24 protein-coding genes are annotated in these 21,051 nt (G+C 72.9%); 15 read left to right on the top strand and 9 right to left on the bottom strand.

Translation table 11 applies throughout. From position 1 onward, the window contains the following. Nucleotides 1-71: 71 nt before the first annotated feature. The 5 genes from SM447_RS05355 to SM447_RS05335 all read right to left on the bottom strand — a co-directional run bounded on the left by SM447_RS05355 (nt 72) and on the right by SM447_RS05335 (nt 4,262). Nucleotides 72-527, bottom strand: coding sequence for a VOC family protein (locus SM447_RS05355; RefSeq protein WP_474571591.1), 456 nt, complete (start codon nt 525-527; stop codon nt 72-74). Between the two features lie 219 nt (nt 528-746). After that, nucleotides 747-1,811: a DUF2332 domain-containing protein gene (locus tag SM447_RS05350; RefSeq protein WP_474571590.1), complete on the bottom strand. Its 1,065-nt coding sequence runs from the start codon at nt 1,809-1,811 to the stop codon at nt 747-749. Between the two features lie 323 nt (nt 1,812-2,134). After that, nucleotides 2,135-2,437, bottom strand: coding sequence for a DUF5808 domain-containing protein (locus SM447_RS05345; protein ID WP_474571589.1), 303 nt, complete (start codon nt 2,435-2,437; stop codon nt 2,135-2,137). A gap of 208 nt (nt 2,438-2,645) precedes the next feature. Further along, nucleotides 2,646-3,491, bottom strand: coding sequence for a trypsin-like serine protease (locus SM447_RS05340; RefSeq protein WP_474571588.1), 846 nt, complete (start codon nt 3,489-3,491; stop codon nt 2,646-2,648). Between the two features lie 72 nt (nt 3,492-3,563). Then, on the bottom strand, nt 3,564-4,262 hold the full coding sequence (locus SM447_RS05335) for a TetR/AcrR family transcriptional regulator (protein ID WP_474571587.1): 699 nt from the start codon (nt 4,260-4,262) through the stop codon (nt 3,564-3,566). Nucleotides 4,263-4,343: 81 nt separating this feature from the next. Between SM447_RS05335 and SM447_RS05330 the strand changes: the two genes are divergently transcribed. Together SM447_RS05330 and SM447_RS05325 are read left to right on the top strand one after the other, a co-directional pair. Continuing rightward, complete coding sequence (locus tag SM447_RS05330) at nt 4,344-5,060, top strand: DUF4386 domain-containing protein (protein ID WP_474571586.1); 717 nt, start codon at nt 4,344-4,346, stop codon at nt 5,058-5,060. A 150-nt stretch (nt 5,061-5,210) separates the two neighbouring features. Continuing rightward, complete coding sequence (locus SM447_RS05325; RefSeq protein WP_474571585.1) at nt 5,211-5,717, top strand: hypothetical protein; 507 nt, start codon at nt 5,211-5,213, stop codon at nt 5,715-5,717. Here the strand turns inward: SM447_RS05325 and SM447_RS05320 are convergent. The 3 genes from SM447_RS05320 to SM447_RS05310 form a co-directional block, all read right to left on the bottom strand. Further along, nucleotides 5,661-6,149 carry a GNAT family N-acetyltransferase gene (locus SM447_RS05320; protein WP_474571584.1) on the bottom strand — a complete coding sequence of 163 codons (489 nt, stop codon included), beginning with the start codon at nt 6,147-6,149 and terminating at the stop codon, nt 5,661-5,663. The two genes, SM447_RS05325 and SM447_RS05320, sit on opposite strands and share 57 nt — an antisense overlap. Nucleotides 6,150-6,230: 81 nt before the next feature. Further along, nucleotides 6,231-8,624 carry a glycoside hydrolase family 65 protein gene (locus tag SM447_RS05315; RefSeq protein ID WP_474571583.1) on the bottom strand — a complete coding sequence of 798 codons (2,394 nt, stop codon included), beginning with the start codon at nt 8,622-8,624 and terminating at the stop codon, nt 6,231-6,233. 56 nt (nt 8,625-8,680) lie between these two features. After that, nucleotides 8,681-9,421 (bottom strand): prepilin peptidase, encoded by a 741-nt coding sequence (locus tag SM447_RS05310; protein ID WP_474571582.1) that lies wholly within the window; start codon nt 9,419-9,421, stop codon nt 8,681-8,683. Between the two features lie 658 nt (nt 9,422-10,079). On the opposite strand from SM447_RS05310, the gene SM447_RS05305 reads away from it, so the two are divergent. The 12 genes from SM447_RS05305 to SM447_RS05250 are packed head-to-tail and all read left to right on the top strand — an operon-like array spanning nt 10,080 to nt 19,087. After that, on the top strand, nt 10,080-10,649 hold the full coding sequence (locus SM447_RS05305; RefSeq protein WP_474571581.1) for a hypothetical protein: 570 nt from the start codon (nt 10,080-10,082) through the stop codon (nt 10,647-10,649). Continuing rightward, nucleotides 10,646-11,593, top strand: a complete 948-nt coding sequence (locus SM447_RS05300) for a hypothetical protein (protein ID WP_474571893.1) — start codon at nt 10,646-10,648, stop codon at nt 11,591-11,593. Before SM447_RS05305 ends, SM447_RS05300 begins: the two co-directional genes overlap by 4 nt. A 49-nt stretch (nt 11,594-11,642) precedes the next feature. After that, nucleotides 11,643-12,305, top strand: coding sequence for an SAF domain-containing protein (locus SM447_RS05295; protein ID WP_474571580.1), 663 nt, complete (start codon nt 11,643-11,645; stop codon nt 12,303-12,305). A gap of 2 nt (nt 12,306-12,307) precedes the next feature. Beyond that, the gene (locus SM447_RS05290) at nt 12,308-13,108 is read left to right on the top strand and encodes a CpaE/TadZ family protein (RefSeq protein WP_474571579.1); all 801 of its coding nucleotides are present in this window, start codon (nt 12,308-12,310) and stop codon (nt 13,106-13,108) included. Next, nucleotides 13,098-14,630: a CpaF family protein gene (locus SM447_RS05285; protein ID WP_474571578.1), complete on the top strand. Its 1,533-nt coding sequence runs from the start codon at nt 13,098-13,100 to the stop codon at nt 14,628-14,630. Before SM447_RS05290 ends, SM447_RS05285 begins: the two co-directional genes overlap by 11 nt. A gap of 4 nt (nt 14,631-14,634) precedes the next feature. After that, the gene (locus SM447_RS05280; RefSeq protein ID WP_474571577.1) at nt 14,635-15,537 is read left to right on the top strand and encodes a type II secretion system F family protein; all 903 of its coding nucleotides are present in this window, start codon (nt 14,635-14,637) and stop codon (nt 15,535-15,537) included. Continuing rightward, nucleotides 15,534-16,397, top strand: coding sequence for a type II secretion system F family protein (locus tag SM447_RS05275; protein ID WP_474571576.1), 864 nt, complete (start codon nt 15,534-15,536; stop codon nt 16,395-16,397). The genes SM447_RS05280 and SM447_RS05275 overlap by 4 nt, the downstream gene beginning before the upstream one ends. Before the next feature lie 26 nt (nt 16,398-16,423). Then, the gene (locus tag SM447_RS05270) at nt 16,424-16,618 is read left to right on the top strand and encodes a hypothetical protein (RefSeq protein WP_474571575.1); all 195 of its coding nucleotides are present in this window, start codon (nt 16,424-16,426) and stop codon (nt 16,616-16,618) included. A gap of 2 nt (nt 16,619-16,620) precedes the next feature. Next, nucleotides 16,621-17,064 (top strand): TadE/TadG family type IV pilus assembly protein, encoded by a 444-nt coding sequence (locus SM447_RS05265; RefSeq protein WP_474571892.1) that lies wholly within the window; start codon nt 16,621-16,623, stop codon nt 17,062-17,064. Then, entirely contained in the window at nt 17,049-17,516 is a 468-nt protein-coding gene (locus tag SM447_RS05260) for a TadE/TadG family type IV pilus assembly protein (RefSeq protein WP_474571574.1), read from the top strand. The genes SM447_RS05265 and SM447_RS05260 overlap by 16 nt, the downstream gene beginning before the upstream one ends. Further along, nucleotides 17,513-17,938: a pilus assembly protein TadG-related protein gene (locus SM447_RS05255; RefSeq protein WP_474571573.1), complete on the top strand. Its 426-nt coding sequence runs from the start codon at nt 17,513-17,515 to the stop codon at nt 17,936-17,938. The genes SM447_RS05260 and SM447_RS05255 overlap by 4 nt, the downstream gene beginning before the upstream one ends. A gap of 15 nt (nt 17,939-17,953) precedes the next feature. Next, nucleotides 17,954-19,087, top strand: a complete 1,134-nt coding sequence (locus tag SM447_RS05250) for a LysM peptidoglycan-binding domain-containing protein (protein WP_474571572.1) — start codon at nt 17,954-17,956, stop codon at nt 19,085-19,087. 155 nt (nt 19,088-19,242) lie between these two features. Here SM447_RS05250 and SM447_RS05245 read toward each other — a convergent pair whose 3' ends face one another. Then, on the bottom strand, nt 19,243-20,094 hold the full coding sequence (locus tag SM447_RS05245; protein WP_474571571.1) for a Rieske (2Fe-2S) protein: 852 nt from the start codon (nt 20,092-20,094) through the stop codon (nt 19,243-19,245). Nucleotides 20,095-20,180: 86 nt separating this feature from the next. Between SM447_RS05245 and SM447_RS05240 the strand changes: the two genes are divergently transcribed. Then, the gene (locus SM447_RS05240; protein ID WP_474571570.1) at nt 20,181-20,945 is read left to right on the top strand and encodes a crotonase/enoyl-CoA hydratase family protein; all 765 of its coding nucleotides are present in this window, start codon (nt 20,181-20,183) and stop codon (nt 20,943-20,945) included. The last annotated feature ends 106 nt before the right edge of the window (nt 20,946-21,051 follow it).

Genomic DNA, 21,051 nt, shown 5'->3' with positions numbered 1-21,051 from the left:
CGCATCCACGTCCGACCACTGGCCGGGACCGGACCATGACCGTACGACGCACGCTTTCGGTGGGCCAGGCACTATACGACGCAGAACTCGTTGCCCTCCGGATCCTGCAACACCACCGCGTAGAACGCCATGTCCGGCTCATCCTTGACGCGAAGCACGTCGGCCCCGGCCCTCGTCAACCGCTCGACTGTCGCGTTGACCCGCTGGGTGCGAAGCGCCAGCGGCACGTCGCGCCCGCCGCCGACCTTCAAGTCGAGATGCAGGCGGTTCTTGCCGGCCTTCGGCTCCGGCACCTGCTGGAACCAGATCCGCGGACCGCGTCCAGCGGGATCGACGATAGACTCCGGCACGTCCCCGGCACCCGGTGGCAACTCGTCCTCGGGCACGCCCATGTCGAACCAGTAGTCGCGCCACGTCTCGTGGCCGCCCGGTGGCGCCTCAGGCACGTATCCCAACGCTTCCGCCCAGAAGGGGACCAGTCGGCGAGGATCGGCGCAGTCGATCACCAGCTGCCATGCCATCTCCATGTATGGACCCTCTCAGGCGGCTACGACAGAAGTCCGGACACCGCACCGCAACGCACAGCCGGTCGGTGAGCAGGGCCTGTCCGTGGACCGCTTCCGCTGCCGACAGACGACCGGCACCTTCACCATCAAGTTCACGTCGGACGCCGAGGCGGGCGGAGCCGCACTGGTTCCCGCCCGGCCCCGGCGCGATGCGCCGCCCAGGAATCCGGCTTGGCGCCGCTAGCCGGCGGTCAGGTGCAGGTCGTCCAGTGCGGGAAGTAGCTCCAGCCAGCCAAGGTGGCCGTCGGCGACGGCGATGGTCCGGCTGCCGGTCGCGTCGGTGGCGGTGAGGCCACAGCCGGGCCGGCCCGAGGGCGCGACGAGCTGCTCGTCCTCCAGGGCGAGGTGCAGCAGCGGGCCGTCCGCTCCGAAGGCGGCGACGGCGGCGTCGAAGGCGGGACGTCGGTCGGCGGGTACGTGGATCCGGGTCGCGGTGTGCACGACGAGTCGGGGCAGCCCCGGCGGAAGCACGGCCGCGACCTCGGGGCCTACCTCGATGACGTCGCCGGCCAGGATGCGCGGCGGATCGGCGGCCACCACGGCGATGGCCGCCCGCAACTGTTCGGCCTGGTGCGAATTCTCCGGCCACACGAGCGCGCGCAACCATGCCCGGTCGTCGGGGTCGGTGAGGTCGGGTGGCGCCAGGTCGATCCCGACCGCTTCGGCGATCTCCGGCAGGTGATTTAGGTCGGGCAGCAGGCCAGCGTCCGGCACCTGGACGTCGATGTGGACCTTCGAGCTGCGGTCGCCGAAGGTCGTACCACCAGCGCTGTAGGCGTAGCGGTCGGCACGGAGGTTCAGCCCCGCGCTGCAACCCACCTCGACGACGCAGACCGGTGCCGATGTCGCGCGGCGCAGTAGCGCCAGGCCGAGTCGGAGCACCACCGCTCGCTGCACGTGATTGGTCTGTACCAGGCGCGAACCGAGGATCGACGTGATCTCACGGGCGTGCGCCAGACAGAAGCGGGTGAAGGCGGCACCGGTCCCGGCGTCGACCGGGCGGGCGCGGTCGCCGACGACCGAGGGGTAGTACTCCGCCAGCGGGTCGGGTACGCCGGCCAGCAGCAGGTGGTGGACGGCGCCGAAGAGCGCGAACGTGGGTTGCTGCCCGTGACGGGTGAACGCGGCCAGGCCGAGCAACGCCTCGTCTTCCGCGACGACGGTGAGCAGCCGGCGGTACAGCGGCGAGCTGTCGAATCCGCGCGCGGTGCGGAACGCGTCCGCCACGTCGTCGATGTCACGCATCATCTGACGGTAGGAGCGCCCTCCCGGCCGGACGAGTGCCGGCGCAGGAGACGGTGCACACAGCTACCGCCCGAGCAGCGAAGCCGCGCTCTCCAGCGCCTCGGCCGAGCGCGCCGGGGCGGTGGGCGGATAATTCGACACCTCGCCGGGCAGGAAGTCGAGGATCTCGAACCCGGGCTCACTGGTGTCGCGTACCCGAGGGGCTGCCGCGAAGCCCTGCGTGGCCAGGTGCCGCAGCAGTTCGTGGACGCGGATCGACCAGGGCCGGTGGGGCGGCGGACCGTGTCACCGATCCGGACGACCTCGTTGACGCCCCCCGCCCGTCAGCGTCTCCCGCTCGACCATCCGTCCTCCCGGCGACCCACCTGTTGGACCAGTTCGGCGAGCCGGGCGAAGTTGAGGCTCCAGCCGACTCCGAAGGCGTGCGGCACAAGAACCCGGGGGTCGTCCGGATCCCAGGCCGTCCTACGCAGCTTTTGGACGGTGGGCGGGCGGAAGTCGTAGGGCACGCCGGTCACGTCGCCGTGCCACGTGCGCCGCTCCGACGGCTTCTTCAGCTCCTTGACGACCGCCGCGCCCGCGAGGGCACCCGCCGCCGCAGCGATGAGCTTGGCTGTAAGGGTCATGGCCCCAGGTTACGGCCAGTCGGGTTGACCGATGTGCGGGTAGCAGCCGGGCCCTCCGCTCCGAAGGCGGCGACGGCGGCGCGACCTCGGGACCGATCTCGATGGCGTCGCCGGCCAGGAGGCGCGGCGGATCGGTGCCGGTCGCGCCGTGGGAAACGCCCCGCTGGCGGGTGCCGGCCGAGTGGCACCCGCCAGCGGGGCCGGCGCGTCACCCGATGGTGGCGAGCCAGTCCTGCACCACGGGGATGTCGACCCGCTGGTAGCCGCCCAGGTAGCGGCAGTTGCTGGTGTAGCCGTAGCTGGTGACCGCCACCAGGTGCCCGTTCAGGAAGGTCGGGCCGCCCGAGTCACCGAAGCAGGTGCCGCCACCGGCACGGACGTCGTTCGGGTTGCCGTTCAATTGCAGTACCTGCGGGGTGAGCTTCTGTCCGGGGGAGGTCGTGTAGCGACGCAGCAGGGGGTAGCTCATCGGCTGCGGCTTCTGCGCACCCGACTCCGGCTTACGGACCTCGGTGCCGTACCCGACCAGGTCGAAGACGGTCTTGTTGAGCCTGGGCTGGGCGAACTGGTCGAGGTAGTTGGCGGGCGCCACCGTCGCCGGGGCGATCCCGGTGACCGGCTCGTCCAGCACCACGACGCCGACGTCGTTCCAGTTGTCCAGGTCGGTGAAGTCCGAGTACTGCGGGTGGGTGAGCGCCGTGCCGGCGAGGTGACCGGCCGCCGCCAGCTCCTCGGCCGTGTAGCCGACGCTCGGGTCGGCGGCCACCGGAAGCGGGTTCGGCGGCGCTTCGGCGATGACCGAGTCGAAGGTGACCAGGGTCTTGCCGAGCGTGCCGAGGGTGCAGTGCGCGGCCGTGAGGAGAATGGTCGGCGAGATCAGCGTCGCCGAGCAGCGGTAGCGGCCGGTCTCGTCGTAGAAAAGGATCAGGCCGACGTTGGGGTGGCGGTCACCGTCGGGTTCGCCGCCGGTGATGGCGGCCGCGGGTGTGGCCGTGGCGATCAACGCGAACGTCGACACGACGATCGCGGCGAGGGTGCGGCGCAGTAGTCTCATACCGGTCTCAGCGCCTTGAGCTGCCCTTTCGTCACATGCCTGCGACGCCTGGACACGCGACGCCGGGACGCGTCAGGCCCGTGCCTTTTCCAGGCCGTCGAAGAGCAGGTCGAGGGTGAACTCGAACTCGGTCTGGCTGTCGCACCAGCCGAGAGTGGGATCGGCGGCGTCGTGCATCTCGGCCGCGACCATCGCCCCCAGGTGGGGCAGTTGCTCGGCCAGCGCGGCCAGCTCCGCCGCTGCGGCGTCGGCGTCGATCTCCTCGTCCGGGGCGGGCCGGAAGACCTCCTGGGCGAATCCGAGCGCCAGGCTGCCGAAGGCGTGCAACGCCCGGTGGGCGATCCGGTACGAGAAACCGCCGTCGATCAGGATCGCGAGGGTGCCCTCGTAGTAGCCGTACACGCCGGCCGGGATGGTTTGTCGGGAGCTGAGCAGCGCGGGTGCCCAGGGGTGCCGCAGCATGACCGCGCGGGCGGCGAGGAAACGCAGACGCAGCCGGGTGCGCCAGTCACCACCCGCCGCGTCGGCCTCGGCCCGGTCGGCGGCCGCGGCGATCTCGGCGATGACGGCGTCGACGAGGCCGGCCAGCAGTCCCTCCTTGCCGGGCAGGTGATGGTAGAGCGACATCGCCTCGACACCGAGTTCGGCGGCGAGTCGGCGCATCGTCAGCGCCGCCATGCCCTCGGTGTCCACCAGCGCGATGGCGGTGGTCAGTGCCCGCTCACGGCTCAGCGGCTCCCGAGGTTTCTTCGCTCCCATTCGGCTCTCCATCTTCCTTGACCTTACAACGTATGGTTGCCTTACGACGTAAGGCTGGCCCGACACCGAACCGCCGCGACCGAAGGAGTCACCATGCATCCGCTGATCCGCACCGCCCGTACGACCGGACTGTTCTATCTCGGGCTCGGCATCGCCGGCGTACTGGGATTCCTCACCATCCGCCCGATGCTCTTCGACGCCGGTGACGCCGACGCGACCCTCGCCAACCTGGTGGCCCACGAGTCGCTGGCCCGACTCGGGGTGGCTCTCGAACTGCTCATCGCCCTCACCCAGACGCTCGCCGCCGTCTGGTTCCACCGCCTGTTCCGCGCCGTCGACAGCACCGCGGCGGGCAGCATCGCCGCCTTCGGCCTGGTCAACGCCGTCGTGATCCTCGGCAGTGCCGCCATGCTCGGTACGGCCGTCGCGGTGGCCACCGGCGGGACCGGCGGAGCCGGCGACACCGTCCAGCTGCTCTACCTGATCAGCGAGAACCTGTGGTCGGTGGGCGGCATCTTCTTCGGCCTCTGGCTGGTCCCGATGGGGTGGTGCGTGCTGCGTTCGGGTTGGCTGCCCCAGGCCCTCGGCTGGATCCTCGTCGCCGGTGGTGTCGGCTACGTACTCATGACGTTCGTCGGATACCTCGCACCCGGCGCCGGGGTCGTCGGTGACCTGCTGGTGGTCCCCGCCACCGTGGGTGAGTTCTGGATCCTCGGCTACCTGATCATCTTCGGCGTCCGGAGGCGGGCGCTCACCGAGACCCCGCCCGCGACGCCCACCCCGCCGCTCACCGCCGGGTCACCCGCTTGACGACCGCGCCGGCCCCGGATCGGGTCGCCCTCCCACCCGGAGGGTACGCCCGGACCGGGGCCGGTCGCCGCCTCGTGTCGTTGATCCGGTTGCACCCGTCACCCGCCGGTGACCACGGTTGGGACGCCGAGAAGTCCGGGAAGGACGCCGATGACCAGCGAACGCGAGACCGTCGAGGTCGAACCCGCTCTGTTCCAAGCCGTCTACGACTCGCCCGCCTCGCTGCCGGGCCGGCACCGCTGGACCACCCCGGAGGCCGACGTGCGGCGGATCGAGAAGCTGCTCAACATGCCGCCACGCACCATCGGCGCGCCCCTGTGGGTCAGCGGTGACCAGCCGGACTGTCCGAAGTGTGGGCGCCGGATCAGCTGGTACGACATCGTCTCCTCGGCGCTCAAGGGCGTGCACAACCCGATGACGATCGCGACCGTGATCCTGGGCGACCGCCGCTACGTCAACACCGGCCTGCCGGCCGCCATCCCCGGCGTACGCTGCGCCGACTGCCGGTCGCCGATCGACGGGCTACGCAGCTTCAAGTGCCACAACTGGGCGTACGCGTTCGAGGAGCTGGAGGCGGTGCGGCAGCGGATGTCCGGCGGCTCAGTCCTCGGCGACCAGGGTGAGCACGTGCCGCAGCCCGGGGCGGCCGTCCAGTGACACCTCGCCGACGGGCGTGAACCCGACGCGCCGCAGTACCGCCAGCGAGGCGGCGTTGTCCAGGGTGGTGGCGGCGGTCAGCCGGCGCAGACCGTACGCCTCACGGGCGAGCGTGACCACCCGCCGTACGCCGTCGGTGGCGAGCCCGCGCCCGGCGGCCCGCCGCGCCACCCGGTAGCCCAGCTCGGCCTCGCCGCCCGCGACGTCGACCAGATTGAACCGGCCCAGCACCTCCCCGTCGTCGACCAGCAGATGGAAGTGACACCGGCCGACGGCCTGCTCGGCGAGGAGCGCGGCGTGCCGCTCGGCGAACGCGGCGAAGTAGTCGTCGCCCCGGTCCGGCACTGAGCGCGCGAACCACTCACGGTTCTGCCGCTCGAACGCCAGCAGCGCGTCGGCGTGCTCGGCGGCGAGCCGTTCCAGTTCGGGCATCCGCGCAGCCTACGCCGTGTCCTGTCGATCATCGTCGGACTGCGGCGGTCCCGGCCCCGACGACCGGCCCGTCCGCAGACCTCAGCGGCGGGCGGGGCGGCGGCCGGGCGGGGAGGGCGGCTCGGGGCCGGGGTCGGGTAGCGCAGGCATCGGACGGACCGTCGGCCGGCCGGCGGTCACCCGTAGCCGCTCACCGTGGTGCCACAGCTCGATGGTGATGTCGGCGTCGGCGTCCGGCAGCTCGTAGCGGGCCTCGTCGGCGGTCAGCGTGACGTGCAGCCGGTGCCCGTGCCAGAGCAGGCTGAACGCGAGCCGGTCGACCCGGTCGGGCAGCCGTGGGTCGAACGACAGCAGCTCCCGGTCGTCACGCAGGCCGCCGAAGCCCTGCACCAGCGCCAGCCACGCCCCGCCCAACGAGGCCAGGTGCAGCCCGTCGCCGGTCTTGTCGCCGAGATCCTCCAGGTCCTGGAGCACCGACTCGGCGAAGAGGTCGTACGCCAGATCGAGGTGTCCGAGCTCGGCGGCAAGCACCCCCTGCGGGGCGGCGGAGAGCGACGAGTCGCGGACGGTCCGCGCCTCGTAGTAGGCGAAATTGGCGGTCTTCTCCTCGGCGGTGAACTCGCCGGGACAGCGCAGCATGGCCAGCACCAGGTCGGCCTGCTTGACCACCTGGTGCCGGTACAGCTCCAGGTAGGGGAAGTGCAGCAACAGCGGATAGTCGTCGTCACCGGTGTTGGCGAAGTCCCACTCCGGCCGGTCGGTGAACCCGGCGGCCTGCTGGTGCACCCCGCGCTTGGGGTCGTACGGCACGGTCATCGCCTCGGCGGCGGCCCGCCAGCCGGCCACCTCGGTCGGGTCCACGCCCAGCCGGCCGGCCGCCTCCGGGTACGCCTCGGCGGCGTCGGCCGCACCACGCAGATTCCGCCGTGCCATCAGGTTGGTGAAGAGGTTGTCGTCGACCAGCGCGGCGTACTCGTCCGGGCCCGTGACACCGACGATGTGGAAGCTGCCGTCGTCGGTGAAGTGCCCGAAGCCGTGCCACAAGCGGGCGGTGGCCACCAGCAGGTCCAGCCCTGGGCCGGACCGGAAGTCCTCGTCGCCGGTGGCCGCGACGTAGCGCAGGACCGCGTCGGCGATGTCGGCGTTGACGTGCAGGCCGGCGGTGCCGGCCGGCCAGTAGCCGGAGCACTCGCGGCCGCTGATGGTCCGCCACGGGAAGGTCGCGCCGGTGAGCCGCAGCTCCTTCGCGCGGTCGAACGCCTCCGGCAGGTGCGCGTGCCGCCAGCGCAGCGCCGACCGGGCCACCTCCGGCGCGATGTAGGTGAGCACCGGCAGCACATACCCCTCGGTGTCCCAGAGCACGTGCCCGTCGTAACCGTTGCCGGTCAACCCCTTGGCGGGGATGGCCCGGTCGCCGTCCGGCCGCCCCGCCTGGATGAGGTGGAACATCGCGAACCGGATCGCCAGCTGCAACTCCTCGTCGCCGTCGAGCAGCACGTCGGCGGTGCGCCAGGCGTTGTCGAAGGTGGTCCGCTGCTCGGCGAGCAGAGCGTCGAAGCCTTCGGTACGTGCGGCGTCGGCATCGGCCGTCACCCGTGCGGCCAGTTCCTCGACGGCGGCGTCGGCGACGGACGCCCACTCGTACGCCGCGAACTTGGTCAGCCGGACCCGCTCGCCGGGGCGTAGCGCTCCGACGAGGCTGAGCCGGATCCGGTCCGGGGCGGCGTCGGCGTCGGCGTCGATCGCGACGTGCTCCGGTACCGCCGGCCGGTGCGCCACGGCGACCGCGACCCGCTGCCCGCTGTGCTCGGTGCGGTGCACCAGCAGCGCGTCGACACCGTCGACGCGGTGCAGTTCGGCGTTCAGCGGCTCGTGGATCAGCGAGGCGGCGCGGGGGTCGTCGGCGCGTTCCGGTACCCGCTCGTTGGCCAGCAGGTCCGCGCAGACCCGCACCTCCACCGACCCGTCCAACGGCTCCACGGTCCAGTCGACGGCGGCGACCCGGCGGCGGGACAGCGACACCAGCCGGGTGCTGCGTACCCGCACCCCGTGCCCGGCCGGCGAGATCCACTCGGTGCGTCGTTCGACCACGCCGGTCCGCAGGTCGAGCACCTGCTCGTGAGTGAGCACCGTGCCGGTCCGCAGGTCGAGCGGCTCGTCGCCGACCCATAGCCGCACGAGCGTGGCGTTCGGCGGGCTGATGACCGTGTCGCTGAGCTGCGGGAAGGCGTAGCCGTCCTCGGGGTAGGTCAGCGCTCGGCGTTCGTGCAACCCGTTGAGGTAGCTGCCGGGCATGTCGACCGGCTCGCCCTCGTCGAGCGTGCCGCGCCAGCCCAGCCAGCCGTTGCTCAACGCGAAGACCGACTCGGTCTCGCCGAGCCGGTCCAGGTCGTCCTGGGTTCGCCGAATACGCCAACACTCGTCGGGCTGCGGCTCGTCGGTCTCCGGGAACGACCGATCGGGGTCGGGGTGCACAGCGCCTCCAGGCGGTCAGACGATCCCTGCCGGCTGACAATTCCCCGTGGGTCGGTTCACCACACCAGCAGCAGGGCACCGAGGGTGCCGAGCACCAGATAGGGACCGAACGGCAGGTGACTCGACCAGCGTGCCCGGCCGCTTACCAGCAGGCCCAGGGCGACCAGGCCGGAGAGCGTCAGCGCGAGCAGCAGCCCGAGTACGGGCATGCTCCAGCCGTACCAACCCAGCAGTGCCCCCGCGCTCAGCGCCAGCTTGGCGTCGCCGATACCGAAGCCCCGCGCACCCAGCAGCAGGGTGGTGGCGGCGAAGAAGCACGCCAGCCCGAGCCCGGCGGCGGTGGCGCGCAGCCACGGTGTCACGCCGGCACCGGTCAGTGCGGCCAGCCCGAGCAGCAGCCAGGTGCCCGCGGCAGCCGGCCAGGTCAGCCGGTCGGGCAACCGGTGCACGGCGACGTCGATGAAGAGCAGCGGCAGCGCGAAGGCCAGCCACCATCCGGCGGCGAGCAGTTCGATCACGGGCGGGCGGGTCAGCAGCACCGCGACCACGGCGGCCACGGCGGCCAGTTCGACGGTGGCCGGCGGGGCACCGACCCGCGTACCGCAGCCGCCGCAGCGGGCGGTCGGGCCGAGCGCCGGCCACGGGTGGTGCGGGCCGACCGGCGCGCCGCAGGCATCGCAGCCGGTCCGGCGGTCGGTTCCCGGGGGTACGGCGTGCCGGGCGACGGCGTACCTCAGCAACGGGGTGACCGCGAGCACCGCCGATGCCCTCGGCCACGCCCGAGGCGCGCGGCGCACGCTTGCCGACGGTGGTTCGCCCGGCGCGGGGGTCCGGTCCGCTGGCGCCTGCGGGACGGCTGGCCGGTTCACGCCGACCACCCCGTCACGGACGGTAGTGTGCCCGGTCGGTTCGGGTGGCGATACGAACGTCCGGCCGGTGCGGCCGGGTCGCGGCCCGGGCGTCGGTCGGAATGCCCGGAACGATCAGATGGAATTCCCACCGAAGGCAATTGACGGCCAATTAGCGGCCGATTTGCCGGGGACGGATCGGACCGATTGCCATTTCCCGTCCCATTGCGACCGCCTGGTTGTCGACCCACCGGACGACGCAATCGCCCGCCCGGCCGTCCGCGCCCGACCGACCCCCACACCCGGCGGACCGACGTTCGCAACCTTCCGGTAACCATGCCACGCCACCACCCTTCATGACTCAGAGTGTTCGAATGAATTGCCTCTGTTGCATTGGCTAGCGTCAGCCTATGCTCGCCCCTTGGATGTGACGCAACCCACGTCCACAACCCACGACCAGCCAGGGCAGTGCATTTGTAGGTATCCACAGCGGTAAATGCGGCTGCGTTTGGAGCAGGGCCGGAGGCAACCCTTCCGGTCGCGCCGCCGCACGCCCGGAGACGCCGGCGAGGGCGCTCGTCGGGTCGGCACCGAGGAGGGCACGAGGGTGCGAGCACGGCAGTTGGGCCGCTGGACGGCCGGCCTGGTCGCGGTGGCCACGGTCGGCACGACCACCGCCTGCGGCGGCCCCCAGGACGGGTCCACCACCACCGCATCCGAACGGCAGCGACCCGCCGGCACCGAGCGGGCGGCCGAGGAGGCGGCAGCGGAGAAGGCGGCCCTGGCGGCCTACTCCGGATATCTCACCGCGTCCCGTACGGCGAGCCGGCGCAGCGATCCCCAGGAGCCGGAGCTGAGCCGGTACCTCGCCGATCCGCTGCTGACCCGGGTCCGGTTCAGCCTGCGCCAGGCCCGCGACAACGGCGCGGTCAGCGCCGGCACGTTGCGTTCCGAAGGCCCCACCGTCATCTCGATGGATCTCGACGCCAAACCGCCCACGGTCGAGATCCAGGACTGCGTCGACGCCAGCAACTACCGGCTGATCTACCTCGCCGACGACAAGGTCGTCCCCGGTACTCGCGGCTCCCGCCACCTGGCCACCGCCACCGCCACCCGTTATCCCGACGGCCGCTGGCGGATCAGCGCTGGTGCGGCCCACCAGGACCAGCCGTGCTGACCGGGCGGCACGACGGTCGCGGCAGGCCGGCCGCCGTCGTCCGGCGGGCGCTGCTCGGCGCAGCGCTGGCGGTGCTGCTGGCGACCGGCGGAGCGGTTCCGGCGACCGCGGCCGACCCCGGAGCCTCATGCCCACCGGCGCAGCCGAACTGCAACGTCTGGGACGACGACCCGGGCACCCCCGGTGGCGGCGGCAACGGCGGCGACAACGGCAGCGGCGGCAACAACGGTGGCGGCGGTGGCGGCGTCTGCCAGTGGCAGGGCCGCACCATTCCCTGCTACGACGACGTGCTGGGCTGGTTCAACAGCGGCGACGGCTGCTACTACAAGCTCGCCGAGTCGCCGCCCACGGAGCCCCCGCCGGGCCGGCAGTGGTATCTGCGCACCTGCTACGGCGGCGCACTCGGCGACCAGAGCCTCGTACCGCTGGACTCGCCGCCGCCGGGCTTCGGCGCGCCGCCGGACCCGGAGGAACTGGCCCGCCGGGCGTTCGCCTCGATCACCCTGCTCGCGCCCCGGGCGTCGGTCGCGCCGCGCAAGTCCGTCGGGCCCGGGCTGGTCGGTCTGCCGGTCTGGATGTGGGCCGAATCGGGTCCCAACCAGTTCGGCCCGCTGAGCGCCTCCGCCGAGGACCGGGGCCTGAGGGTGACGATCCAGGCCGAGGTGAACCGGGTGGTCTGGGACATGGGCAACGGCGACACCGTCACCTGCACCGGCCCCGGCACCGCGTACGAGCGTCGGGGCCCGCACGCCGGGCGGCGCTCCCCCGACTGCGGCTACCACGACGGCTACGCCGAGGCCCGGACGTACACGGTCCAGGCGACCACGCACTGGTCGGTGACGTGGACCAGCAACCGCAGCGACAGCGGGAGCATCGGCGGTGTCACCCGCACCACCGGCCCGGTCGTCATCCAGATCAACGAGCTACAGGTGGTGGCGCGGTGAGTGAGCCGGTCCCGCGAGCCACGCAGTCGCGAACGGAAGGTTGGACCCGATGAGCGTGGCGACCCGCAACGGAACCTCCCCGGTGGACGCGCCGGTCGCCCCTCCCCGGGTGGTCCGCCAACGCCGGGTCCGGCCCGGCCTGCTCGGCCTCGCCGTCCTGCTGATCGCGCTCGGCGGACTCGGCTCGGCGTTCGCGGTCACCTCGGTCCGGGCGACCGGCAGCTACCTGGCGGTGGCCCGGGCGGTCGAGGTGGGCGGCGTGGTGAGCGCCGACGACCTGGTGTCGGTGCAGGTGGCCGGCGGTCAGGGGCTCGAACCGGTGCCCGCCTCCCGGCTCGCCGACGTGATCGGAATGCGCGCCGCCGTCTCCCTCGCCCCGGGCACGCTGCTGACCATGGCCCAGCTCACCGACGACCCGCTGCTCGGCCCCGGGCAGCAGCAACTCGCCCTCGGGCTGCGCGCGGCCCAGGTGCCCGCGCCGAAGCTGCGCCCCGGCGACCAGGTGCTGCTGGTCAGCACCCCGAGCAACGACAGCGGTGGCGGTTCGTCCTCCGGTGCCACCCGGTTCACCGCGACCGTCACCGACGCCGTCTCCACCGACGGGCGGGACGAGGTCGTCGTCTACCTGGCGCTCGCCGTCCGGGACGTGCCGGCCGTGGTGGCGCTGGCCGCCCAGGACCGGATCGCGGTCGTGCTGACCAAGGCGGCCTGAGCATGGCGATCATCGCGCTGGTCTCGGCCAAGGGCTCGCCGGGGGTCACCACCACGGCACTGGCCTGCGCGTTGAGCTGGCACCGGCGACTGATCCTCGCCGAGTGCGACCCGGCCGGCGGCTCCATCCTCGCCGGCTACCTCGGTGGCACGCTCGACGGGCCACGCGGCCTCGGCGAACTGGCCGTCGGGGAGCTGCGGGACGGCAACCTGGAGACCGCGTTCTGGTCGCAACTGGTCGACCTCGACGCGCCCCGCCGCGAGCGGCTGCTGCTGCCGGGAGTGGTCGACCCCGCCCAGGCGGGCAGCGTCACCCCGCTCTGGCAGCGCTTCGCCGACTTCTTCACCGGCCTGGAGCGCGGCGACCCGCCGTACGACGTGATCGTCGACTGTGGCCGCCTGCACGTCCTCGGCCCGCCCTGGCCGCTGCTGCGCGCCGCGTCGGTGGTGCTGGTGGTGACCCGGGCGCAACTGCCCGACCTCTCCGGTACCCGGGCCATGCTCCAGGCCATCGAGCGGGACTTCGCCGAGCACCGGGTGCCGCCGGGCACCCTGCGCCTGCTGCTGGTCGGCGGCGGTCACAGCCGGAGCGAGGTCAGCAAGGCCCTCCAGTTGCCGGTGATCGCCCGGCTGCCGCACGACCCGCGTACCGCCGAGGTGTTGACCCTCGGCGGGACCGTGCGGGCCACCCGGCCGCTGCTGCGCGCGGCCCGTGGGCTGGAGGTACCGATCGGCGGGCTGCTGGAACGGCGGCGGGCCCGGTTGGCGTGGCCCGTCTCCCAGGGGGTGCCGGATGCGATTTGAGCCGGTCTCGTCCGACCCGCGCCGGCAACCACCGGGCGCCACCTCCACCGCACCGCCCCTGTCCCCCGTCAACGGTTGGCACCACCAGCCGCCACCGGTGCCGGTCCCGGTCTCCGCGCCGCCGCCCGCGCCGCCCCGGCCCCGGGTGGACTTCCAGGTGGTACGCGAGTTGCGCCGACAGCTGAGCGAGCGGCTCACCAGGTGGCAGCGTGGCCGGGAGTTCACCGTCGCCGAGGAGGACACCGAGCGGGCCCGGCTCGCGGTCGAACTGGTCGCCGAGTACGCCGACGCGGTACGCCGCGCCGGCACGCCGATGGCCGCCGGTGAGGAACGGCTGCTGCTCGACCAGGTGACCGCCGAGCTGGCCGGCCTTGGTCGACTCCAGACGCTGCTGGTCGACGAGACCATCGAGGAGGTGCACATCCTCGGCTGCGACCAGGTGCGCATCACCCGGCACGGTGGCGGGGTCGACTGGGCCGACCCGATCGCCGACAGCGACGACGAGCTGGTGGAGATCCTCCAGGCGGCGGCCCGGCGGGCCGGCGCGACGGAACGCTCCCTGTCCACCTCGAAGCCCACCCTCGACCTGCAACTGCCCGACGGCAGCCGGTTGGCGGCGGTGTTCCTGGTCAGCCACCGCCCGTACGCGGTGATCCGCAAGCACAACACCCTCGACGTCACCCTGGACGACCTGGCCGGCAGCCGGGGCGACCTGGACGAGATGATCGACCCGCTGCTGCGGGATTTCCTCCGGGCGTCGATGCGGGCCGGGCTGAACATCATGGTCGCCGGGCTGGCCGGCGCCGGCAAGACCACCGTGATCCGGGCGCTGATGAGCGAGATCCCGCCCGACGAGCCGTACGTGCTGCTGGAGGAGAGCCGCGAGCTGCTCCCCGCCCGACGGGGCGAACGGCACCGGGCGGTGATGAGCTTCGAGGCCCGGGAGGGGCACGGCGAGCGCGGGCCGGACGGCCGCCCCGCCGGCGAGGTGAGCATCGCCGACCTGATCCCGGTCTCGCTGCGGATGGGCGTGCTGCGGATCATCGTCGGCGAGGTGCGGTCCCGGGAGATCGTGCCGATGCTCCAGGCGATGACCACGAGCCGGGGGTCGATGTGCACGATCCACGCGCGTACCCCGGCGGGGGTGAGCGAGCGGATCATCGAGTTGGCGCTGGCGCACGGCCGCGAGATGACCGTCGACCAGGCCCGCCGGATGGCCGGCAACGCGCTCGATCTGATCGTCTACGTCACCGTCGACGACGAGACCGGCATCGGCGGGCGCAAGCACCGTTTCGTCTCGCACGTCGAGGAGGTGCTCGGCGTCGGTGAGGGCAGCCGGATCACCACCACGCAGGTGTTCGGTCCCGGCCCGGACGGTCGGGCGGTGCCCCGGCATCTGCCGGAGCGGGTCCGGGACCAGCTGTTGCGGGTGGGCTACGACGCCCGGCTGCTGAGTCGCTGGATCGAGGCGGGCCAGGGCGCCTGGCGTCGACCCCGGCAGACCCGACTCGGCCGGCGGTGACCCGGTGCGTACGAACATCGAGCTGATCGCCCTGGTCTCCGGGGCGGCCTGCGTGGCCGGCCTGGTACTGGCGGTCGTCGCGCTCGTCGGCACCCGCCGCCCGCCCGGCCCGGCACCCGGGGCGGGTCCGGGGCTCGGGCGGCTCTGGCACGGCTCCGGCACCACGGCACGCGAACGACGCGCCCACCAGACGCTGCTGGTCGGCGCGGTGGTCGCCGGGGCGCTGGCCTTCCTGCTCACCGGCCTGCCCGTGGTGGGCCTGCTGGTCGCGGTGGCGGTGCCCGGCACCCCGTGGCTCTTCTCGGTCGGTCGGGCCGAGCAGCGGGCCATCGCCCGGATCGAGGCGGTCGGCGAGTGGACCCGCCGACTCAAGGACGTCTCCGCCACCGGGCAGGGGCTCCAGCAGGCGATCATCGGTACGGTCACCACCGCGCCGGAGGAGATCCAGGAGGAGGTACGCCTGCTCGCCGCCCGGCTCCAGGCCGGTTGGCTGGCCCGCTCCGCCCTGCTGGCCTTCGCCGACGAGATCGGCGACCCGGTCTGCGACCAGGTGGTCGCGGCGCTCATCCTGCACCTGACCGACCGGGGCGAGCGCCTCGGCGACGTGCTCGGCTCCATCGCCTCGGCCGCCGCGGCGGAGGTCGCGACCCGGCGCGAGATCGAGGCCAAGCGCACCCAGCCCCGGTTCGCGGTCCGCTTCCTCACCGGGATGACGTTGGCCACCATCGCGTACGGGTTGCTCAACCGCGAGTACGTCCAGCCGTACGACACGCCGTTCGGGCAGGTCGTGATGGCGGTGCTCGGTGCCGCCTTCGTGGCCCTGCTGGCCTGGGTGCGATCGATGAGCCAACCACCCCGACCGGCCCGTTTCCTGCCGGCACCGGATCCGAGCGAGGTGGTGGCGTGAACCTGCAGCTCACGCTCGCGGTGGCCGCCGGTGCCAGTGTCGGACTGGGCGTGTTCCTGGTCGTCCGCGAACTTGTGCCGGCGACGCCCGCGCTCGGCCCGGCGCTGCGCCGGCTGCACCAGCCGCCGGGGACCGCCCGCACCGGTCCCGCCGACCGACGCCTGGACTGGCTCACCGGGTTGGCCCGCTGGCTGCGCCCACCGCACCGGCAACTGGCCCTGCTCGACCGCACACCCGAGCAGTACGCGCTCTCGCTGCTGCTGTCGGCGCTGATCGGGTTGTCCGCGCCGGCCCTGCTCAGCGTCACGCTGTTCACCGTCGGCGTCTCGTTGCCGCTGGCCGTGCCGGTCCTGGGCAGCCTCGGCCTGGCGTTGCTCTGCGCCCTGGTGGCGCACCGCTCGGTGCTGGCCAAGGCGGACGCCGCGCGGGACGAGTTCCGTCAGGCCGTCTGCACCTACCTCGACCTGGTCGCGTTGCAGCTCTCCGCGGCGCACGGGCCGGTGCAGTCGCTGGAGCGGGCCGCCGCCATCTGCGAGGGCTGGGTCTTCGAGCGGATCTCCGAGGCCCTGCGGATGGCCCAGATGCAGATGCACTCGCCCTGGGACGAGCTGCGGGATCTTGCCGAGCGGATCGGCATTCCGGAGCTGGGCGACGTCGGGGCCATCATGCGGTCCTCCGGCAGCGAGGGCGCGCAGGTGCACGAGACCCTGCGCAGCCGGGCCGACTCGCTACGCGACCAGATCCGCACCGACAACCTGGCCCGCGCCGAGGGGGTGACCAGCCGCCTCGACATCCCCGGTGCGCTGCTGGTCTTCGTCCTGCTCGGCTTCGCCATCTACCCGTTTCTGGCCCGCCTCTAGGCCGACCCCGAGTGAAGGAGCCCCCGATGTCCGTGTTCACCTACCTGCACGTCGCGCTACGTGCGCGGTTGGCCGAGCTGTCCGGCGACCGTGGCGACAGCCCGGTGCCCACCGCAGTGATCATCTTTGGCCTGGTGGCGGTGGCCCTGGCCGTGACCGCCGCCGCCCTCGCCGCAGCCAACAACTGGATGAGCGCCATCCCTGGACCGTCGGCGCCGTGACCATGCGCCGGTTCCTGTCCGACCGGTGGTGCCGGAGGTCCCTGACCTCTGGGCACCACCGGCCGCCAGGTGACGGCGAACGGGGTGGTAACCCGGTCGAGTTGGCGGTGGCGATGCCGGCCGTCCTGCTGATGTTGTTCGCCTCGATCCAGGTCGCCGCCGTCTTCGTGGCCCGCTCGACCGCGTTGAACGCGGCGCAGAGCGGGGTCAACGCGGCGCGGCTCCTCGACGCCCCGGCGGGTGCCGGTGAGGACCGCGCCGCCAGGTTCCTCCGGGCCGCCGGGGACTGGCTGGTCGACTGGGACGAACCCGGGCCGAGCTGCGCCGTCACCGCCACCGATGTGACCTGCACGGTGAGCGGAAAGGCGCTGTCGGTGGTGCCGGGGGTCAGCTTCTCCGTCCGGCAGACGGCACACGGGACGGTCGAACGATGGACCGAGCCGTGATGAGCCGGGGCTCCGTGTCGATCGAGGTGGCGGTGCTGGCGCCGGCCTTCGTGGCGATGATGGTGCTCGGCGGGGTCGCCGGGCGTACCGCGGTGGCCAGCGCGGCGCTGGAGGCCGCCGCGCACGACGCGGCCCGGGCCGCCTCGATCTCCCGCAACGCCTCCACCGCCCGCGCCGAGGCCCGGGAGGCGGTCCGCCAGCAGCTCGACTGGCGGGGTGTGGCCTGCACCGCTGCCCCCCAGGTGACCTTCCGCGGCTCGGTCGGGGGGCGCTCCACCACCTTCAACCAGGCGTTCAACAGCGCCGTCGGGCAGGAGGCGACGGTCACCGTCGAGATCGCCTGCACCGTCTCCTACTCCGACATCAGGCTGCCGGCGATGACGATGCCGAACGGGCAACGGCTCACCGCCTCGTTCACCTCGCCATTGGACCGCTACCGGAGCCGGGGATGACGGCCGGGCGGGGCGACGCCGGGCGGGTGAGCATCTTCCTCGCCGTGGCCCTGATCGGGGTACTCGCCATCATCGGCATGGCCTTCGACGGCGCCGGTCAGCTACGCACGCTGCAACGCGCCGAGAACCTGGCCGCCGAGGCGGCCCGCGCCGGTGGCCAGGCCATCGACCGGGCGACCGCCATCGAGGGCGGACCCAAGCGGATCAACCAACCGCAGGCCCGCCGCGCCGTCCGGGACTATCTGGCCGCCGCCGGGGCCAGCGGTCACACCGTGACCTTCCCCGTGGTCAACGGCGAGACCCTGATCCGGGTACGCGTCCAGGTGACCTACGACCGGGCGATGCTCGGCCTGTTCGGCTTCTCCAACACCGTCACCGTCTCCGGTGAGGCGACCGCGCGGGCGCTGACCGGGGCTCCCTAGGGAAGGAAGGTAGCCATGGCCGCATCGGGTGGCACCGCCGTACGGCGGGTCGGTCGGATGCTGACCGGGTTCGGTGCGCTGGTCGTGCTGGTCGGCCTGCTGGTCGGCGGACCGATCGCGCTGCTGGCCTTCGCCGGCAACCCACTCCCCGACCACGTGCCCACACTCTCGGAGATCGGCACCACGCTGACCAGCCGCGACGACGGGCAACTCTTCCTGCGGGCGTTGGCGATCGTCGGCTGGTTCGGCTGGGCCACCTTCGCCCTGTCGGTGCTCGTGGAGCTGGGCGCGCAGACGCTGGACCGGCCGGCACCCCGGCTGCCCGGCATGGGCCGGCAGCAGCGGGCCGCCGCCGCGCTGGTCGGGTCGGTCGCGCTGATCCTCGCCGCCAGCCCCGCCGCCACGGCCGCCACCACGACGGCCGGACCAGCGACGATGGCGGCGGCTCCAGCGGCGTCTTCGGCGGCAGCCGCGCGGGCGGACGGGGCGGCCCCCTCCGCCGACGCACCGGTGTACCGGGTCGCCAAGGGCGATTACCTGGGCGGGGTCGCCGATCGCTACCTCGACGACTTCGACGACTACCGCCGGTTGGCGGCACTGAACAAGCTGCGGGACCCCGACCGGATCCGTCCCGGCCAGCTGATCAAGCTGCCCGCGGAGGCACGCGACCAGGGCTCCCGACCGCACGCCACCGGGCGGTTGGTGGCCGCGAAGCCCCGCCCCGCCCCCGAGCCGGCCGCGCCGGAGCGCACCGAGGACACGCGTCCGGCACCAGCCAAGCCAGGGGGCTCGACGGAACGGCCCGGCGAAGCGGTGGAGTTCCCTGGTGGCGGAGCGGAGCGGCCGGGTTCGGCCACGCCCGCTCCGGCCGCGACCGATGAACGGCAACCGGATCCGCCGCGCGGCGAGGCGCCGGACACCCACCCACCGGTGGTGACTGTGGGTGCGGCCCGGGCCGGCGAGCCCGACCGGGTGAACCGTCCGCTCGCTGTCTCCGCCGTACTGGCCGTGGCCAGCATCATCGGCGCGCAGATCGGTGCGGTGCTGGGTCTGCGCCGCCGGCCGGCAACCTCCCGCGCCGGCACCCGCCACCACCCGCCCGTCAGCATTCCTCGCGAGCTGCCCGTGGGCCGGCACCGCAAGGACTGACCCGGCACAAACGAATCAGGCTGTCGAGTGAGAGCACAAACGGTTGAGCTCGACAGCAAGCTCAGCGCACCCCGGCCTGCCGACCGGCCCGGACGTGCGACGGCACGAAGCCGGGAACGCCGCAATGCCGAGAGACGTCCGCCCTGGATCCGTGATCAGGGCAACCGGGCCTCGAGGCGGCCGTCGACGATCCGGGTCGGTAGCACCTGCTGGTCGTTCGGGGACGGGCCGTGCACCACCTCGCCGCCGTTGAGTCGGAAGGTGCTGCCGTGCCACGGGCACACCACGCACGCGTGCCCGTCGATCTCGCGTACCTCGCCCTCGCCGAGCGGGCCGCTCTGGTGCGGGCAGCGCTCCAGCATGACGGTCACGTCGTCGCCGTGCCGGTAGAGGATCACCGACACGTCGTCGACCTTCCGGGTGACCAGTTCCCGCTGCGGCAGGCTGGTCATCTCCGCCACCGGGTGCCAGCCCTCGCTGATCAGGTGCAGGTCGGAGACGCTCACGTTGACCTGAGCACCCTGCTTGTACGCCAGGTGCCCGCCGAGGTAGGCACCGGCACCGGCGGCGCTCAGCCCGAGCCAGCCGAGGGTACGCCCGAGCCCGTGCCGGCCGGACAGCCGCGCGGCGAGCGAGGCGCCGTACAGCGCCAGCCCGACGGAGTTCGACGCGGCGTGCACCAGGCCGATCCGACGCTGGTCACGGGAGAGCCCGGCCCAGTCGTTGAGCCCGGCGACCGCCGCCGGCAGGGCACTCAGCGTGCCGATCGCCGTCAGGGTGGTGGCCGCTCTCCGCTGGCCGGGCATCACGTCCAGCACGGCCGCGCTGATCCACGCGCCGACCGGCACCTGCACCATCGCCGGGTGCAGCGGGTGGCCCAGCCACACCCCGTGCAGCAGGTCACGGACCCGCTGCGGGCGCAGTACACCCTGCACCACCTGCTGCAACCGGTCACCGAACCGGTCGAGACCGGAGGCTTGCTCGATCTTCGTCAACAACGCTCGCACGGGTAACGACTTCCCGCCGTACGTCGCCGCAAACCGGTCGTCGGGGACGAATAGCCAGCCGGGCGACGGCAGGGCATGCTGACGGAATGACGGTACGGGTGGAGCGGGCCGGACCGGTGACGACCGTGATCCTGGACCGGCCGGCGGTCCGCAACGCGGTCGACGGGCCGACCGCCCGGGCGCTCGCCGACGCGTTCCGGGCCTTCGAGGCGGACCCGACGGCGGCGGTGGCGGTGCTCTGGGGTGCCGGGGGCACGTTCTGCGCGGGTGCCGACCTGAAGGCCATCGGTACGCCGAGCGGCAACCGGGTCGAGGCGGACGGCGACGGTCCGATGGGTTCCACCCGGATGATCCTCGGCAAACCGGTGATCGCCGCGATCTCCGGGTACGCGGTGGCCGGCGGGCTGGAACTGGCGCTCTGGTGCGATCTGCGGGTCGCCGAGTCGGACGCGGTGCTCGGGGTCTTCTGCCGGCGGTGGGGGGTGCCGCTGATCGACGGTGGGACCGTTCGACTGCCCCGGCTGATCGGCGAGAGCCGGGCGATGGACCTGATCCTCACCGGGCGTGCGGTGCCGGCCGAGGAGGCGTACGCGATGGGGTTGGTCAACCGGCTGGTCGACCCGGGCGAGTCCCGGGCGGCGGCCGAGCAACTGGCCGCCGAGATCGCCAGACTTCCGCAGACCTGCCTGCGCAACGACCGCGCCTCGGTGCTGGCCACCGCCACCCAACCGGAACCTGAGGCCCTGGCCACCGAACTCACCTACGGCCTGCACTCCCTCGCCACCGACGCGACCGCTGGCGCCGCCCGCTTCACCGCCGGCGCCGGCCGTCACGGCACCCCCGCCCCCTGACCCCACCCTCCCCGCGATCTTGCACTTTTGGTCGCCGAGATGCGGCTTATGTCCCGTAATGGGGGGACGGAAAGTGCAAGAGCGCGGGGGTGAAGGGCGGTGGGTG

The organism is Micromonospora aridisoli (assembly GCF_056150025.1).
This window is presented reverse-complemented; position numbering and strand designations above follow the sequence as displayed.